General features: G+C 67.1%; 15 protein-coding genes. 9 read left to right on the top strand and 6 right to left on the bottom strand.

The window, feature by feature from the left end; translation table 11 throughout:
- Positions 1 to 166: 166 nt before the first annotated feature.
- The gene (locus tag K6142_RS00555; RefSeq protein WP_015946005.1) at positions 167 to 1,756 is read right to left on the bottom strand and encodes a peptide chain release factor 3; all 1,590 of its coding nucleotides are present in this window, start codon (positions 1,754 to 1,756) and stop codon (positions 167 to 169) included.
- A gap of 474 nt (positions 1,757 to 2,230) precedes the next feature.
- On the opposite strand from K6142_RS00555, the gene kdsB reads away from it, so the two are divergent.
- From kdsB to K6142_RS00540, 3 genes are all read left to right on the top strand, one after another.
- Positions 2,231 to 3,043, top strand: coding sequence for a 3-deoxy-manno-octulosonate cytidylyltransferase (gene kdsB, locus K6142_RS00550; protein WP_190244936.1), 813 nt, complete (start codon positions 2,231 to 2,233; stop codon positions 3,041 to 3,043).
- Positions 3,040 to 4,170 (top strand): glutamine-hydrolyzing carbamoyl-phosphate synthase small subunit, encoded by a 1,131-nt coding sequence (carA, locus tag K6142_RS00545; protein ID WP_190244937.1) that lies wholly within the window; start codon positions 3,040 to 3,042, stop codon positions 4,168 to 4,170. The genes kdsB and carA overlap by 4 nt, the downstream gene beginning before the upstream one ends.
- Before the next feature lie 115 nt (positions 4,171 to 4,285).
- Positions 4,286 to 5,089 carry a tetratricopeptide repeat protein gene (locus K6142_RS00540; protein ID WP_190244938.1) on the top strand — a complete coding sequence of 268 codons (804 nt, stop codon included), beginning with the start codon at positions 4,286 to 4,288 and terminating at the stop codon, positions 5,087 to 5,089.
- Between the two features lie 434 nt (positions 5,090 to 5,523).
- Here the strand turns inward: K6142_RS00540 and K6142_RS00535 are convergent, their stop codons facing one another.
- From K6142_RS00535 to K6142_RS00520, 4 genes are all read right to left on the bottom strand, one after another.
- Positions 5,524 to 5,751 carry a rubredoxin gene (locus K6142_RS00535; protein WP_190244939.1) on the bottom strand — a complete coding sequence of 76 codons (228 nt, stop codon included), beginning with the start codon at positions 5,749 to 5,751 and terminating at the stop codon, positions 5,524 to 5,526.
- Between the two features lie 102 nt (positions 5,752 to 5,853).
- Positions 5,854 to 6,429, bottom strand: coding sequence for a rubrerythrin (rbr, locus tag K6142_RS00530; RefSeq protein ID WP_190244940.1), 576 nt, complete (start codon positions 6,427 to 6,429; stop codon positions 5,854 to 5,856).
- A 485-nt stretch (positions 6,430 to 6,914) separates the two neighbouring features.
- Positions 6,915 to 7,310, bottom strand: coding sequence for a Fur family transcriptional regulator (locus K6142_RS00525; RefSeq protein WP_190244941.1), 396 nt, complete (start codon positions 7,308 to 7,310; stop codon positions 6,915 to 6,917).
- A 214-nt stretch (positions 7,311 to 7,524) separates the two neighbouring features.
- On the bottom strand, positions 7,525 to 8,973 hold the full coding sequence (locus K6142_RS00520; RefSeq protein ID WP_190244942.1) for a TolC family protein: 1,449 nt from the start codon (positions 8,971 to 8,973) through the stop codon (positions 7,525 to 7,527).
- Between the two features lie 558 nt (positions 8,974 to 9,531).
- Between K6142_RS00520 and tolQ the strand changes: the two genes are divergently transcribed.
- The 6 genes from tolQ (at position 9,532) to pal (ending at position 14,448) form a co-directional block, all read left to right on the top strand.
- Positions 9,532 to 10,227: a protein TolQ gene (gene tolQ / locus K6142_RS00515; protein ID WP_015945997.1), complete on the top strand. Its 696-nt coding sequence runs from the start codon at positions 9,532 to 9,534 to the stop codon at positions 10,225 to 10,227.
- A 3-nt stretch (positions 10,228 to 10,230) separates the two neighbouring features.
- Complete coding sequence (tolR, locus tag K6142_RS00510; protein WP_007526107.1) at positions 10,231 to 10,650, top strand: protein TolR; 420 nt, start codon at positions 10,231 to 10,233, stop codon at positions 10,648 to 10,650.
- A gap of 77 nt (positions 10,651 to 10,727) precedes the next feature.
- Positions 10,728 to 11,756: a cell envelope integrity protein TolA gene (gene tolA / locus K6142_RS00505; protein WP_190244943.1), complete on the top strand. Its 1,029-nt coding sequence runs from the start codon at positions 10,728 to 10,730 to the stop codon at positions 11,754 to 11,756.
- Positions 11,757 to 11,772: 16 nt separating this feature from the next.
- Positions 11,773 to 12,246, top strand: coding sequence for an energy transducer TonB (locus K6142_RS00500; RefSeq protein ID WP_190244944.1), 474 nt, complete (start codon positions 11,773 to 11,775; stop codon positions 12,244 to 12,246).
- Entirely contained in the window at positions 12,243 to 13,583 is a 1,341-nt protein-coding gene (gene tolB, locus K6142_RS00495; protein WP_190244945.1) for a Tol-Pal system beta propeller repeat protein TolB, read from the top strand. The genes K6142_RS00500 and tolB overlap by 4 nt, the downstream gene beginning before the upstream one ends.
- A gap of 352 nt (positions 13,584 to 13,935) precedes the next feature.
- The gene (gene pal, locus K6142_RS00490; protein WP_015945993.1) at positions 13,936 to 14,448 is read left to right on the top strand and encodes a peptidoglycan-associated lipoprotein Pal; all 513 of its coding nucleotides are present in this window, start codon (positions 13,936 to 13,938) and stop codon (positions 14,446 to 14,448) included.
- Positions 14,449 to 14,869: 421 nt separating this feature from the next.
- Here the strand turns inward: pal and K6142_RS00485 are convergent, their stop codons facing one another.
- Complete coding sequence (locus K6142_RS00485; protein WP_190244946.1) at positions 14,870 to 16,348, bottom strand: FAD-binding protein; 1,479 nt, start codon at positions 16,346 to 16,348, stop codon at positions 14,870 to 14,872.
- Positions 16,349 to 16,509: the final 161 nt, after the last annotated feature.

The following is a 16,509-nucleotide window of genomic DNA, read 5'->3' as shown; positions in this document are numbered from 1 at the left end:
AACGTCCGTTTCCGAACGCCTCCCGCAACCACAAAACCAACCGTGGGCTGCCCCGAAATGCCCGCTTTCAACACACGGGGCGTGCCTAAAGACAATTGAAAGTTTTGGGGGGAGGGGGCGCGGGGGAGGAGACCCTTTTCCAAAAGGGTCCCTCCCCCGCAAAAAACTAGCTGATTTCGCGCGTAGTCCGAAACTCAACCTTCGGATACCGCTCCATGGCCGATTCCAGCCGCCACGGGTTGGGCGCCAGATACGCCAGCGCACCCTCCGCATCCACGGCCAGCTCGCCGCGATGATAGTCCTGGAAATCCGCGAAGATCTTCTTGTCCTCGCAGTACACCCAGCGCGCCGTATGCGTGCTCACGCCCTCGTACACGGCATCCACGCCGTACTCGTCGGCCAGCCGCGCCACGATGACGTCAAACTGCAACACGCCCACCGCGCCCAGGATGTAGTCGTTGTTCACCAGCGGGCGGAACAGCTGCACCGCGCCTTCCTCGGCCAGTTGTTCCAGCCCCTTCTGCAACTGCTTGGCCTTCAGCGGGTTCTTCAGGCGCACCCGGCGGAAATGCTCCGGCGCGAAGTTGGGAATGCCCACGAACTTCAGCACTTCCTTCGATTCGGTGAAGGTATCGCCGATCTTGATGGTGCCGTGGTTGGGAATGCCGATGATGTCGCCGGGAAAGGCCTCTTCAACGCCGGTGCGGTCCTGCGCCATGAAGATGGTGGCGTTGGCCACGGTCACGTCCTTGCCGGTGCGGTGATGCTTCAGGCGCATGCCCCGCGTGAACGTGCCGGAACAGATGCGCAGGAAGGCCATGCGGTCGCGGTGGGCCTTGTCCATGTTGGCCTGTATCTTGAAAACCACGCCGGTGAACGCCTCCTCGCCGGGTTCCACCACGCGGGTGGCGGCGGGCCGGGGCTGCGGGCCGGGGGCGAATTCCACGAACATGTCCAGCATCTCGCGCACGCCGAAGTTGTTGATGGCGCTGCCGAAGAACACCGGGGTCAGCTCGCCCTTCAGGTAGCGTTCCTCGTCGAAGGGCGTGCCCGCCTCTTCCAGCAGGGCAAGGTCCATGCGCAACTGCTCGGCCTGGTCGCCCAGGTACTCGTCCAGTTGCGGGTCATCCGCGCCGTGGATGACGATGCCCGACTGGATGCGCCCGCCGTGGGTGGCGGAAAAGAGGTGCAGCTGCTTGTGCAGGAGGTCGTAGGTGCCCTTGAAGCTGGAGCCCATGCCGATGGGCCAGGTCATGGGGGCGCACTCGATCTGGAGGTGCTGCTCGATGTCGGCCATGACGTCCAGCGGGTGCAACGCCTCGCGGTCCATCTTGTTGACGAAGGTCATGACCGGGGTGGCGCGCATGCGGCACACGTCCATCAGCTTGCGGGTCTGGGCTTCCACGCCCTTGGCCGCGTCGATGACCACCAGCGCCGAGTCCACGGCGGTGAGCACGCGGTAGGTGTCTTCCGAAAAATCCTGGTGGCCGGGGGTGTCCAGCAGGTTGACCACCCGGTCGCGGTAGGGGAACTGCATGACCGAGGTGGTCACGGAAATGCCGCGTTCGCGCTCCATGGCCATCCAGTCCGAGGTGGCGTGCCGGGCGGCCTTGCGGGCCTTGACCGAACCGGCCATCTGGATGGCCCCGCCGAACAGCAGCAGCTTTTCGGTCAGGGTGGTCTTGCCCGCGTCGGGGTGGCTGATGATGGCAAAGGTGCGGCGGCGCGCGGCCTCGCGTTCCAGTCTGCTGCTCACGGCAATGGTCCTTGAAGGGGTCTGGCGGTCAAATGGCGATGACCGATGATCGTCGGGATGGAGAATGCCCGGAATGTGCAACGTCCTGTCGGACCGGGCATGGAACCCGGCGCGGGCACGGGCGGCGGCCTGGGGGGCGCGCAACGGCTCGCAACACGAAAACAGGGGCGGCGCGACAAAAAAAGGGGGGCGGGCCTTGCCCGCGCGAGAAGCGGAGTTATGCTACACCTGAGGAGAGCGGTCAACCGCCGGGGCGGGGCCCTGCGGGACGGCCACGAAACGGGGCGGACGGCGGCGCGACACGGGAACACCGGCCATTTTACATTTTCGTCAGCCATTCCGGACTGATGCGTCATTTTCCACAAGACGCTTTCCCGGCCTGATATTTTCGGTTATTGTCCGAAAGTTTCGCGCCCGGAGCATCACCCCAATGCCTCCGCACCCCAACCGCAAGCCGCAGGGCCACCTGACGAGATGACGGCATTTCCCACCTGCTACGGCATCATTCCCGCACGCTACGCCTCGTCCCGTTTTCCCGGCAAGCCGCTGGCCGACATCGCGGGCATGCCCATGTTCTGGCATGTGTACCAGCGCGCGGCCCGTTGCCCGGAACTGTGCAAGGTGGTGCTGGCCACGGACGACGAACGCATCGCGCAGGCCGCGCACCGGCTGGATGTGCCTTTCGTCATGACCCGGCCCGACCATGAAAGCGGCACCGACCGGGTGTACGAGGCGGCCTGCCTGCTGGGCCGTGATCTGGAATCGTCCGGCAAGGCGGGGCTGCCCGACGACGCGGTGGTGGTGAACATCCAGGGCGACGAGCCCGCGCTGGACCCGCGCATGCTCAGCCAGCTGGTGGCCCCGTTCACCGCGGCAAAGGACGGCGCGCGGGTGCGCGTCGCCACCCTGGCCATGGCCATCGACGCGGCGGAAGCCGCCAGCCCCGACCGGGTCAAGGTGGTCACGGCGGCCAACGGCGACGCACTGTACTTTTCGCGCGCGGCCATTCCCTTCGCACGGGACGGCGGCGCGCAGGCGGGCGATGCGGCAGCCGGCCCGGCCTACCTCGGCCATGTCGGGCTGTACGCCTTCCGGCTGGAGGCGTTGCGCGCCTTCACGCAACTGGCGCCCTCTTCCCTTGAGCGGCGCGAGAAACTGGAGCAGCTGCGGCTGCTCGAAAACGGCATTCCCATCCGGGTCGTGCCCACCACCTACCGTACCCACGGGGTGGACCGGCCCGAAGACATCGGCATCATCATCAACCTGCTTGGGGAGAACGAAGGATGAGAGCTTTCCTGGCCCTGGAAGACGGCTTCGTACTTGAGGGGCGCTCGTTCACCGGTCGCGGCGAATCGGGCGGCGAGGTCATCTTCAATACCGGGATGACGGGCTACCAGGAGGTCCTGACGGACCCCTCGTACGCCGGGCAGATGGTCTGCATGACCTACCCTCTCATCGGCAACTACGGCGTGACGGCCGAGGACATGGAATCCGGCAAGGTCCATGTGGAGGCCTTCATCGTCAAGGAATGTTGCAGGACGCCCTCCAACTGGCGGGCCAAAATGTCGCTGCCCGACTATCTGGCGCAGCACGGGGTGATGGGCATAGAGGGCATCGACACCCGCGCCCTTACCCGGCACCTGCGCATCAACGGCGCCATGCGCGGCATCATCTCCACCGAGACGGACGACCGCGACGAACTGGTGCGCCGCGCCCGCGCCCTGCCCACCATGGAAGGCCAGAACCTGGTCACCAGGGTGGCCCCCGCCACGCCCTACCGCTGGGACGGCACCCGCCCCCAGCCGGTGCAACTGGCCGCAGACGGCGCCTACGCCTGGCCCGGCCCCGGTCCGCGCCTGGTGGTGTACGACTACGGCATCAAGTGGAACATCCTGCGCCTGCTCACCGACCAGGGCTTCGACCTGCTGGTGGTGCCGCCGTCGTTCACGGCCATGCAGGTGGCGGCCAGCGGCGCCGAAGCGGTGTTCCTGTCCAACGGCCCCGGCGACCCGGCCACCCTTACCGACGAAGTGCGCGAAATCCGCGTGATGACCGAACGCATGCCGGTGGCGGGCATCTGCCTTGGCCACCAGTTGCTGGGACACGCCCTTGGTGGCACCACCCACAAGCTGAAGTTCGGCCACCACGGGTGCAACCACCCGGTCAAGGACCTGGTGACCGGGCACATCGAAATCTCTTCGCAAAATCACGGGTTCTGCGTGGACATAGAGAGCGTGCCCGACGTAGAAATAACCCATGTGAACCTGAACGACGGCACGCTGGAAGGGTTTGCCCACAAGACCAGGCCCATCCTGGCCGTGCAGCACCACCCGGAAGCAAGCCCCGGCCCCACCGACAGCCGCTACTTCTTCGCCCGGTTCAGGGGCATGGTGCGGGAGGCCGTGGGCCGCTAGGGGCCACGCCACCAGCTCTACGACTTGACCCAGGGGGGCGCGGTACAGGCACGCCGCGCCCCTTCGCTTACGGGGCCTTGCCCCTTTACGCGCCACGCCACTCCGGGGGCGATGCATGTCCAACGACCTCACCAAGGCACGACAACTGCTTACCCAGGTGCGCTCCCTGCTGCGCCAGGGCAAGGTGATGCCTGCCGCCCAGTCCTTTCACGAGGCGCTGGTGCTGGTGCTGAAAAACCCGCTGATGAAGGCCGAGCGCGAAGAATTCGAGCGCATGCTGGCCGACGCCTGCGCCTACCTCGACAACGACCCGGAACTGCGCAAGGTCTTTCCGCTCAGGATCGACTACAAGCCCGGTTCGGAACGCCAGGTGCTGGACACCGTGCGCGAACTGGTCAAGGCGGTGAACGAAGCCGCCGTGAACGAGGCGCAGGAACACATCAAGGCCATGGAGGCCCGCAAGCAGTCCGAACTGGAACGCGGCCAGAAGCTGCTGGACGGCAAGGACTACGACGCCGCCAACGACGTGTTCCGGCAACTGGTGGTGGAGTTCAGCGACGATCCGGCGCTGAAGGGAGACATCGGCGAACGGTTCCTGAAGGCGGGCCGGTACGAGGAAGCCTTCGACTATCTGGCCCAGGCCCTGGACCAGAGCCCGGAATCCGTCCACCTGTACAACCGCATCGGCATGGCCCTGCGCAAGATGGGCAAGTTCGACGTGGCGGAAAAGTACTATTTCAAGGCCGCCCAGTACACCGGACGCGACCCCAACCTGTTCTTCAACATCGGCCGCCTGTACGTGGACTGGCGCAAGTGGGACAAGGTGGCCAAGGCCGCCTCGGCAGCGCTGCAACTGAAGCCCGACTTCGACGAGGCGCGCAAGATGCTGGAATTCGCCACCCGCCAGATGGGCAAATAGGCGGGCACGTGGCGCCAACGGGCGCACCCGCCGCCACCACCACGCAGGCCGCCCGACTGTCGGTCACACTGCACGCAAAGGCCCGCCGGGATTTCCCGGCGGGCCTTTGCGGCTATTGGCAACGTCTGTTTTTGAACGCCTCCGGCGGCCAAGGACGGCAGCCGTTAGGCGCGCTTGCGAGCCTTACGGATGGCGATCGCAGAGCGGCTGCCGCCCCTTGAATCCCCATGTTTTGTGCTTTCGTAATACACAGGAAACACAAACAAAAGTTTTTTTGGGGGGGAGGGGGCCGGGGGAGGAGACCCTTTTCCAAAAGGGTCCCTCCCCCGCAAGAGTCTGGGTTTGTCCGTTGTCCGAAAGGCCCGCCGGGATTCCCCGGCGGGCCTTCTTTCTTGTCGTGCGCATGCACCATCGGCCCACGGCCTTGCCCCGCGTCACCTGTCCGTGGGCAGTTCGCAGTCGGGCTGCGCGGTGGACCCGGGCCCGGCCATGGGCCGGAAGCATCGCTTGGTGCCGCCGCACACCGGGCAGCGCCAGGTGTCGGGCAAATCTTCAAAGCGGACGCCCGGCGGCACCTTGCCCTTCCGGTCGCCCCGGTCGGGGTCGTAGACATAGCCGCAGTTGACGGTCTGGCAACGCCACATGTCCCTGGGATCGGCCATGGAGCCTCCTTCCCCCCGGATTTCGGCCCGTATGCTGGTCAGGCCGCGCCGGTTCGCGGGCACACGCACGCCGCATGCCGCCCGCGCCCGATGCGCAACGATCTACCAGTTGATGCCCAGCAGTTCGAAGTGGGCCTGCGGGTGGGCACAGGCGGGGCACAGGTGCGGGGCTTCGTTGCCCTCGTGCAGGAATCCGCAGTTGCGACAGCGCCACACCACGGACGATTCGCGAACGAACACGCGGGCTTCCTTGACGTTCTTGGCAAAGCCCAGGAAGCGGCGCTCATGGAATTCTTCGGCCACGGCGATGCTCATGAACACCTTGGCGATCTCGTCAAAGCCTTCCTCGCGGGCAATGCGCGCGAAAGAGGGGTACATTTCGGTGTACTCGTGGTTTTCGCCCGCCGCCGAGTTGATGAGGTTGGCGTGGGTATCGCCGATGATGCCCGCCGGGAAGGCAGCCACGATCTCCACTTCGCCGCCTTCAAGGAACTTGAACAGGCGCTTGGCGTGTTCCTTTTCCTGGCTGGCGGTTTCGGCAAAGATGTCGGCAATCTGGACGAAGCCGTCCTTTTTGGCGCGGGCGCCGAAATAGTCGTAGCGATTGCGGGCCTGCGATTCGCCGGCAAAGGCGGTCAGGATGTTGCGTTCGGTCTTGGTGCCTTTCAGGGCTTTCATGACTGCTCCTTGAATTAGCGTTATGTTCCGGGTGAATGGGGAGGTAGCCTGATGGCGCGGGGCTGCACGGCCACATGCGCCGCAAAATGCAACCGGCACCCCGCCTGCCGGGCGAGGCCGCCGGAACCGTGATGCGATGGTGATGGCACGATCGTCCGGAACGACGGGCCGGAACGACGGGCCGGAACGACGGGCCGGGTACGACGTTCGGGGGCGACGGTCTGGAGTGCGGCATGCCGGACGGCATGTGCACGGTGCGAACCGTGCGGAGACGGGCTGGCGGGCACTGCCGGACCGTGACGCCACGCCGGACGCGGACACCGCGCCTTCCCCGAACAGATCGAGCGCTCAAACCATGTTGTTGGGCGTCGTGCATCGCGAAGCCATACAAGGCTGCACGCTGCGAACGTACAATCACCACCCACCCCGCGCAAGAGTGAACATGCAGTCAGCTACGCGGGGAAGGGCATGGGAAATACGGTGGCTCAGTTCTTCGACGCGCAGGCCTCGCACACCCCTTCGAACTCGATGCGTCCGGAAAGGATGATGAAGCCGGGGGCCCCCGCGCCCGAAATGTCGGGCAGGCGCACGGGTTCCATCACGTCGCCCACCCGGCCGCACTGGGTGCAACGCACGTGCTGGTGGGGGGTGACGTTGCCGTCGAAACGCTTCTGCGCCCCGGCCGACTCCAGCTTCAGGATATCACCCGATTCGGCCAGCAGGTCGAGGTTGCGATACACGGTTCCCAGGCTGATGCGCGGCAGACGCTGCCGGACCATGCCGTACACCTCGTCCGCCGTGGGGTGACTGTGCACGTTGCGCAGTTCTTCAAGGATGACCATGCGTTGCTTGGTCATGCGAGTCTGTTGCGGCTGGGTCATGCGGGACCTCACATTTTTATTGGTAATGATTACTGTTTGTGGGGTCACATGTCAATACCCGCACGGAAAAATGGTCCACACCGCCATGCTCCGGGCCGCGCTTGCAACAGGGCCGCCGGGTTTGCCCCGGCGGCCCTGAAAAGTTCCGCATGCTTGTCCGCTGCCCGGCCTGCCTTGCGACGGCACCGGTCTCCTGCGCCCTGCTGGCGGTGCCCTAGCCGTCCGTAAGGGAAGGCTTCAGTTCGCCCATGGCCGCCCACAGCTTGGACAGCGCATCCAGGTATTCGGCCTTGGCCCCGGTCAGGGCCGCCTCTGCGGCGGTCAGCTTGGCCTGGGCGTCCAGCACGTCGGTATTGGTGCCCACCTGGGCCTGATAGCGGGCCACGGCCACGCGATAGGCCTCCTCGGCCTGGGTCAGCCCCTTGGTGGCCACCGCGATGCGCTTGGAGGAATCGGTCAGGGTCAGCAGGCGCGATTGCACCTCGTAGGCGACCTCGTGGCGCAGGTTGGCCTCTTCGGCACGGACCTGGGTTTCCACCTGGCGGGCCTGCTGGCCGGAATACCACGTCCTGCCCCACTCGAACACGCTCCACTCGGCCTTCAGCCCGGTGGACCACTGGCTGAACCCGGTGGGGCTCAGGGTGCTGCCCGAAGCTTCGGGGTGGTCGCCTTCGGTGGCCCAGTTGAAGTTGGCCGACACCTGCGGATACAGCCCGCTGTCCGCGATGCGCACGTCCTTGCCCGCGATTTCCACGGCCTTGCCCGCGATGCGCACGTCGGGCCGGTTGCGGTAGGCGCGTTCCAGGCACTGTTCGAGCGTCATGTCGAAGCCCACGGGCACCAGCGTGCCCACGTAGGCGGTGTCGCTGTCCACGGGCAGGGTGAGCAGGGTGTTCAGCCGGGCACGCTGGGTGGCGTGGTTGTTTTCCGCGGTGATCAGCAGCGATTCGGCGTTGGTCACGTCCACCTCGGCCTGCAACACGTCCAGGCGCGGGCGCAGGCCCACGTCGTAGAAGGCGCGGGTCACCTTGGCCTGTTCGCGCAGGCGGCTCAGGGCGTCGCGCGCGCTGCGCACGTTCTCGCCCGACTTCAGGTGGGCCAGAAAGGCCTCCTGCACCTGCGCGGCAAGGTCCAGACGCGACTTGTCCAGCGTCAGGGACTGGCGCTCGGTTTCCAGCGCGGCCTTCTGATAGGTGGACAGCAGCCGCAGCCCGGTGAACAGCGGCTGGCTGACTCCCACGGTCCAGGTGTAGGTGTCGTCGTCCAGTTCGCGCGACATGGAACGGGGTTTCTCGTTCAGGCGGTTGTAACCGTAAGAGGTGGACACGGCCGGGCCGAACGCCCCGCGCGCCGACTTGCGCCCCTCTTCCGCCGCGTCGCGTCCGGCGCGGGCGGATACCACGCCCTGGTTGTCGCGCAGGGCGGATTCAACGGCGCGGCGCATGTCGTACTCGCCACCCCTGCCAAGGGCGTCCGCCGACGCGGGCGAGGGCGTACCGGCGGCCATGCCCCCCGGGGCACCGGCGTCCGGCGTGCCCACCTCGGCGGCCAGCACGGGCACGGACAGGGCTGCGCCCAGCATCAGGGCAAGAAGGATCGTGCGCGCAAGGCGGCACCTGCGACGCTGCGCCGTCGGCAGGCAGGCTGCATGGGTGGGGTGCATGGATACTCCTGACGGAGAAGGCGTGACAGGGAAATATGCCCGGCGGCATGCCGGTTTTGATACGCGGGGCAGTGTAGCCGGGGCCGGGCCCACTTGCAACAATGTGCAGCCGCCCATGCGGCAGGCGGGTGTCCGCTTGCACAACCGGTCGTGGCCGATGCGGCGGGCGGTTCCCCTTCCACGCCATGCCCCTGAATGCGGCCCGCGCGCGGTGCGCATGCGCACGGACCGTTACCGCCACCCCGCTGGCACGGGCCCCGGCAAGCCGCGCCCCGCGCCGCTTCGCGGCCGCCCCCCGGAAAGTGCGCTCCTTTTCGCGCCGGAGCCCCTGAATCCCATTGCATCATTGTCCCGAGACGACTAAATGGAGGGCGGGGTGCCGGACGCGCCCACGAAACGGCGTGGCACGACACGGTCGGCGCAACATGGTCGGCGCAATCGGACGCGGCCGGACCAGATGGAGCCGGGCCGACAACGATCATGCCCGGCCCGCCACGGCCAGCCGCGCCCCGCCAGCCGCACGGTACAACTCAACACCCGGTGGAGACACCCAACGTCATGGATATTCTTTCGATTCTTGCCCAGGCCACCCTGGTGGCCAAGTTCATCCTCGTCCTTCTGGTTCTCATGTCCATCGGCAGCTGGACGTTGATGTTCCAGAAATGGTTTGCCCTGAAGGCCGCGCAGCGCAAGGCCGCCGACGGCCTGGACCGCTTCCAGAAGGCCCGCGACCTGCGCGAGGCCGTGCAGTCGCTGGGCGGCGATGCCGCCTCGCCCCTGTACCACGTGGCCCAGCAGGGCGTGGCCGAGTTCAACCGCCTGAAAGAGGCGGGCAGCTCGGGCGACGTGGTGGCCGACAACGTGCGCCGTTCGCTGCGCCAGGGCGTGGGCAACGAAATGACCCGCCTTTCCGCCTCGCTGTCGTTCCTGGCCACCGCCGCCAACACCGCGCCGTTCATCGGCCTGTTCGGCACGGTGTGGGGCATCATGTACTCCTTCCACGCCATCGGCCAGATGAAGAGCGCCTCGCTCGCCACCGTGGCCCCCGGCATTTCCGAAGCGCTCATCGCCACGGCCATCGGCCTGTTCGTGGCCATTCCCGCCACCGTGGGCTACAACATCTTTCTGGGCATGATCAGCAGCATAGAAGTGCAGCTCGTCAACTTCGCGGGCGCGTTCCTGAACCGCGTGCAACGCGAGATCAACGCCCATCGCGGGGCGGCCCAGCCCGCCAGCCGCACCGAACGGGGCTAGCCCATGGGCGCTTCCGTCGGCAACAAGGGCGGCTTCGTCGCCGAAATCAACGTCACACCCTTCGTGGACGTGATGCTGGTGCTGCTCATCATCTTCATGGTCACGGCCCCCATGATGACCGAAGGCCTCGAGGTGGATCTGCCCCAGACGCGCACCGTGCAGGTGCTGCCCGCGGACAGCGACCACCTGCTGCTTACCGTGCGCAAGGACGGGGTGATGTACCTCGACGAGTACAAGGTGACCATCGAGGAACTGGAAGGCTACCTGCAACGGCTGGTCAAGGAGAAGAACAAGCTGCTCTTTCTCCAGGCCGACAAGGCCGTGCCCTACGGCGTGGTGGTGGACGTGATGGGGCACATCAAGGCGGCGGGCATCGAAAAGCTCGGCGTCGTGGCGGAACGCGAGGACCCGAAGAAGAAATGAGCCCGTCATCACGAAGGGACGGCACGGTCCGGTTCCACATCCTTCGCGGCAAGGCCGCGCGGTAGGCCGGGGACGACATGCGCTACTCCAGTTTTCTGCTGTCGCTCAGCCTGCACTGCGCCATCGTGCTGCTGGTCTTTTTCTGGCCCTCGTCGCCGCCGGTGCGTCTGGACATGCCCGTGGTGCAGGTGGACCTGGTAAGCCTGGGCGCGCCCGGCGGACCCAAGGCCCCGCCCGCCCCGGCGCCCGGCCCCGCGCAACCGCAGGCCGCCCCGGCACCCGCGCCCACGGCGTCGTCGCCCAAGGCCGCGCCCGTGGCCACACCCGAGGTGCAGGAAAAACCCGCGCCCAAGGCAGAGCCCAAGCCGGAACCGAAGCCGGAGCCCAAGCCCGAGCCGAAACCGGAACCCAAGCCGGAACCGAAACCCGAGCCCAAGCCCGAGCCCAAGCCCGACGCCAAGGCCATCAGCGAAAAGAAGGACGAGAAGCAGACCAAGCCTGAACCGCTCAAGGACGTCTCCAAGAACGCCACGGCGGCTGCCCCGGCCAAGCCTGCGGCCCCCGCGAAGGACGACAAGCCCGCGCCGAAGGCCCCTGATCCGAAGGACGTGCTGAAGCAGGCCCTGGCCGACGTGCAGACCAAGACCGGCGGCGCGCCGGAACAGGGCAAGACCCGCGCGGGCGTCACCTCGGGCGCTGCTGGCGCCAAGGACGTGGCCAACGCCCTGTCCGCCCTGCAGGCCACCGTCAAGGGCGGAGGAGGCGGCGGCGCGGCGGGCGGCGGTGACGGCAGCGGGGGCGAAGGCTCCGGCGGCGTCGGCATTGCCGGGGTGTACACCATGCAGGTCATGCAGATCGTGCGCAGCCACTGGGAATTCCCCGCCCTTGCCAACCGCGAGAACCTCATGGTGCGGGTGCGGGTGAAGGTTGCCCCCAACGGCCAGATACAGGATTTCAGCGTGGAACAGTCCTCGGGCCGGGCCGACTTCGACTCGTCGACCCTGAAGGCGCTGGGCAAGACCGGCATACTGCCGCCGCCGCCCAGCGCGGAATTCCAGGACCTGGTGCTCGTCTTCAACCTTCAGGAAATGATGGGCAGGCGATGAGCAGCCCCCCCGCGCGATGCCGGACCATGCCCCTGCGGCGTGCCCTATCGCGCTGTCGGCCATCGCGTGCCCTGCGGCATGTCCTTTTGCATCACGGTACGCATCACCGGTCGCGCTGATTGCCTTGTTCATTGTTGCATGTGTCCTGCTGCTGTCCCCCGCCCGCGCGGCAGGGGCCGAACCGGCGGGCGCCAGCGCCTCCGCGCCGGGCCCCGCGTACGCGCAACAGGTCATGATGATGGTACGGGACCACTGGGAGTTTCCCGCCCTCACCTCCCCCCAGCCCCTCACGGTGCGGGTGCGGGCGAGGGTGACCCCCAATGGACAGATATGGGACTTCAACGTGGAGCAGTCCTCGGGCCAGGCCGACTTCGACGCGTCGGCCCTGAAGGCGCTGGGCAAGGTCGGCATGCTGCCGCCGCCGCCCGGCCCGGAATACCAGGACCTTCTGCTCACCTTCAACCTTCAGGAAATGATCGGAAAAAGATGAGACAGCATCATGCCATCCACCGCCTTATGGCGGCAGTGTGCCTCATCGCGTGCTGCGCGCTGGCGGCCCCGGCCCTTGCGGCCGGCCCCGTGCAGATCGACATCTACGGCCCCGGCCAGGGCAGCCTGAACCTTGCCCTTGCCGATCCGCTGGGCCCCACCCCCGGCACCCCGGTGACCGGGCAGGGCGTGAAGCTGAACGAAATCATCCGCGAGAACCTGAGCTTTCTGCCGTTCCTGCGCCTGACCGACCCCAAGGCCATCCTGGGCGGTTCGGTGCTGCAAAGCTACAAGGCTCCGGACATCGACTTCAAGCGCTTCCAGATCGCGGGCACCGACCTTGTGGTCACCGCGGGCTGGCCCCAGGGCGACGCCCCCGGCAAGCCCTTCGTCGAACTGCGCGTGTACGAGGCGTATTCCGGCAAGCTGGTGTTCGGCAAAGGCTACTACGACATCCAGGAAACCCAGCTGCCCGACGTGGCCGACCGCTTCTGCTCCGACCTCATGAAGGCCCTGACGGGCCGGGGCGAGTTCTTCAAGTCCACCCTTGCCTTCGTGAAATCGGGCGGCAAGAACAAGAAGGACGTGTGGCTCAGCAAGCCCACCGGCCGCGACCTGCGCCAGATCACCAACCTGCCCGGCGAGGCCATGTCCCCGTCGTGGTCGCCCGACGCGCGGTTCATCGTGTTCAGCCACATGGACGACCGCACCCACGCCCTTGGCGTGTGGGACCGCCTGACCCGCCAGACCCAGCGCATCAAGTTTCCGGGCAACACCGTCATCGGCCCCACCTTCATGCCCGACAACAAGGTGGCGGTCAGCCTTTCCACCGGCAAGAACCCCGGCATCTTCCTGCTGAGCCACGTGTTCCAGAAGGAACGCGCGCTTGAGGACAGCGCCTCCATCGACGTTTCGCCCTCGTTCGACGCCACCGGCACCAAGATGGCCTTCTGCTCCAGCCGCCTGGGCGGTCCGCAGATATTCCTGAAGGACCTGACCACCGGCCAGGTGACGCGCATCAGCCGCAGCGGCAACTACAACACGGCCCCGTCCATCAGCCCCGACGGCACGCTGATCGCCTTTGCCCGCATGACCGACTTTGGCCACCGCATCTTCGTGTACGACATGGTCACGCAGTCGGAGCGGCAGGTAACCTTCGGCCCCGGCACCGACGAAACCCCGTCCTTTGCGCCCGACAGCTACTTTCTGGCGTTCACCTCCACCCGCAGCGGCGCCAAGCAGATCTACCTGATCACCCGGCACGGCGGCGACGCCAAGCGGGTGCCCACGGGCGCCGGTGACGCCTCGTTCCCGGACTGGGGCATGATTCCCGACTAGGTCGCAGGACACGGAGGCGGTGGCGAAAGGGGCGAAGAGGGGCGATCCCGCCCGCGTGGAAAATCCGCCGTCAGGGGGACAAGTTTCACGCGTTCCGACCGCACACGCCATCGTGGAACGTCAGGAAGGGGGCACACCCTCCCTCCAGGGCGGTAGAAACTGAAAAAATCGTGGGGGAAAGTGGAGATACCGCAATCCCCCATCTTGACAAAAAACGGCGTAGAGATACCATTACTGCTGTCCCATTCCGGGGGTGTTAGGGTTGCGGCCGAAGCCGACGGAAAGGGATAAAGGAAAGGAACCGTTCTCTGCATAATTCTATTGGAGCGAAGAGCTGTCTAGGAGGAATCACATGAACACCGCAAAGCGCTTTGGGCTTGTCCTGACTCTGGCCCTTGTCCTCGCCACCGGCTTTGGCTGCGCCAAGAAGCAGGTCGCCGCCACCCCCGAATCCGCCGGCGCCCCCATGGCCGCCGAAGACGATTCGGCCCGTCGTGCTCAGCTGGAAGCCCTTGCCCGGGCCCAGCAGATCATCACCGACGCCAAAGTCTACTTCGACTTCGACAAGTTCGACCTGAAGGCCGAATCCAAGGAAGTGCTGAAGCAGAAGGCCGACGTGCTGAAGAAGTTCCCCTCCATCCGCGTGCTGGTGGAAGGCCACTGCGACGAACGTGGTACCCAGGAATACAACCTGGCCCTCGGCGAACGTCGCGCTCGCGCCGCCTACGAGTACCTGGTGATGTCCGGCGTGAACGCCGGTCAGCTGGAAATGATCAGCTACGGCGAAGAACGCCCCGCCGTGGAAGGTCACAACGAAGCTGCTTGGTCCAAGAACCGCCGCGGCGAGTTCAAGATCATCAAGTAAGTTTTGTTTCCGCCTGATTTCAAGGCCGTTCCCGTTCGCGGGGGCGGCCTTCTTCTTTTGCGCGCGGCGCGCCAGTGGCAGCCTGCCAGCCCTGTCCGGTCCCTCATGTCCGGCCGCTCCTGTTCGGCCAATCCTGCCCGGTCGATACTGTTCCGCCGGTCCTGTTCGACCGGGCTGCCTGATCCTGTTCGGTGTGCTTCGCTCTGGCAATGCAAGACGACATCACGGTGCACCGGGGCGCTGGTGGCGTCCGTATAGAACCGTGACGCCGGTGGCGTTCGTGCGCAGCCGGGACGCCGGTGGCGTTCGTGCGCAACCGCACAACATGCGCACACGCGCCATGATCCGGGCCGCAGGGGATGAACAGCGGAACGGGCACCGGGACAGCCCCGCCCCGACACCAGGGGAATGCGGCGGGGGGCTACGCCGCCGGGGCGGGGGACACGGCCTCGCGCTCTGCGCGCAGACGGCGCAGGCGATGTTCGGCCACGGTCAGGCAGGAAAGAACGCGGGCACGGTCCAGCATATCCACGGCAGGCAGCAGCAACAGCGCCTTCAGCCGCTCCGTGAACAACTCCAGGTCCTGCTGCTGCCGTTCGGGGCCTGCAGGCCCCACCGCGCCGGGGCGTGCGGCCTGCAACGCCTCTCCGGGCATGCCCGGCAGACAGTGGCGCTGCATGGCCTCGCGCAGGCGCAGCGGATGGTGGGCAGACTGGCGCTCCGCCGCATCGGGCGCGGTGGGCGGCGGGGGTAACAGCGCGGAATGGGCATGCAGGGCCGCCGCAATGCCCGCCCGGTGCCCGAAGACATGGGCGGCCAGCACCATGGCCCCGCCGATGCGGTTGGCCCCGTGCATGCCGGTGGCGCATTCGCCACAGGCGAACAGCCCCGCAACCGAGGTGCGCCCGTCCGCGTCGATGAGCGCCCCGCCGTTGCCCGCCTGCGCCATGAGCGACAGCAGGCGCGGCTCGCGTTCGCCATGGTAGCGCACCGGCACCACCCCCGCCGGGGTCATGCGGGCCAGCAGCCAGGCGTCCAGCGCTGCATCGGGCATGCCCCAGCCCCACGGGGCATGGGTGGCCCGGCTGGCCACATGGGGGCGAAGTTCGCGCGGCAGGGCGGCGGGCACGCCGTCCAGTCCGGCCACTTCCAGTTCATGCGCCCGCTCGGGCAGGAAGGGGAAGGGCTGCCCCCCTTCGTACCACAGGAACTGGAGAAACGAGGCGTTGCCGGTGCGGGCGCCGCAGCCTCGGGCAAAGCCCAGCCCCGTGCCGGTCTGCCCGGCGCCGGAGACGTCGTTGACGAACAGGGCGGCGGGACCGCCCACGGCCAGCACCACGGACCGGGCGCGCACCGGCAGCACGTTGCCGGCCCGGTCCAGACACAGCGCGCTGCCGGGTGGACCGCCCTCCACGCCCAGCGCGGCCAGGGTAAAACCCGACAGCACCTCGACCCCGGCGGCCAAGGCCACGCGCAGCATGGCTGCGTGGGCCGCCGCACAGTCGGGGATAACCCCGGCCACGGCCATTTCCGGAAAAAAGCACGCGCTGCGGCGCAGCCGCGCGCCGCCCGGCCCGGTGGCCAGCGGCACGCCCCACTGCTCCAATTCGCGCAGGCGGGGTTCGCCCTGTTCCAGCAGCAGGCGCACCAGCGCCGGGTCCGCCGTGCCGGGATGGGCGATGGACAGGGCACGCTCCAGGATGGCGTCGCGCTCCTCGTCGTCGGCAGGGGCCAGCACGCCCAGCGAGCCCGCATGCCCCGCAAAGGACGAGCCGCCCGGCCCTTCATGCGGGGCCAGCACGATGACGCGCAGGCCGCGCCCCGCGACGGCGGCGGCCATGGCGGCGCGCAGACCGGCAAACCCGGCACCGGCTACGAGTACGTCCGCTTCCAGCGACATGCGCGTTCCTTCATGCTCTGTGGCATTGCGTGATCAGCCATGCCCTGCTCCGGCCATGCCGAAGCACGGGGAACATCCCGCGCGCACAGGCAGGCCCGACAGGGCAGACACTTCAGGTCACTTTCATTCTGCGCGGAACCGCAGCGGAAAGCAAGCGCACG

Origin of the sequence: Nitratidesulfovibrio sp. SRB-5 (assembly GCF_019931275.1) — a bacterium.
Classification (GTDB): domain Bacteria; phylum Desulfobacterota; class Desulfovibrionia; order Desulfovibrionales; family Desulfovibrionaceae; genus Cupidesulfovibrio.
This window is presented reverse-complemented; position numbering and strand designations above follow the sequence as displayed.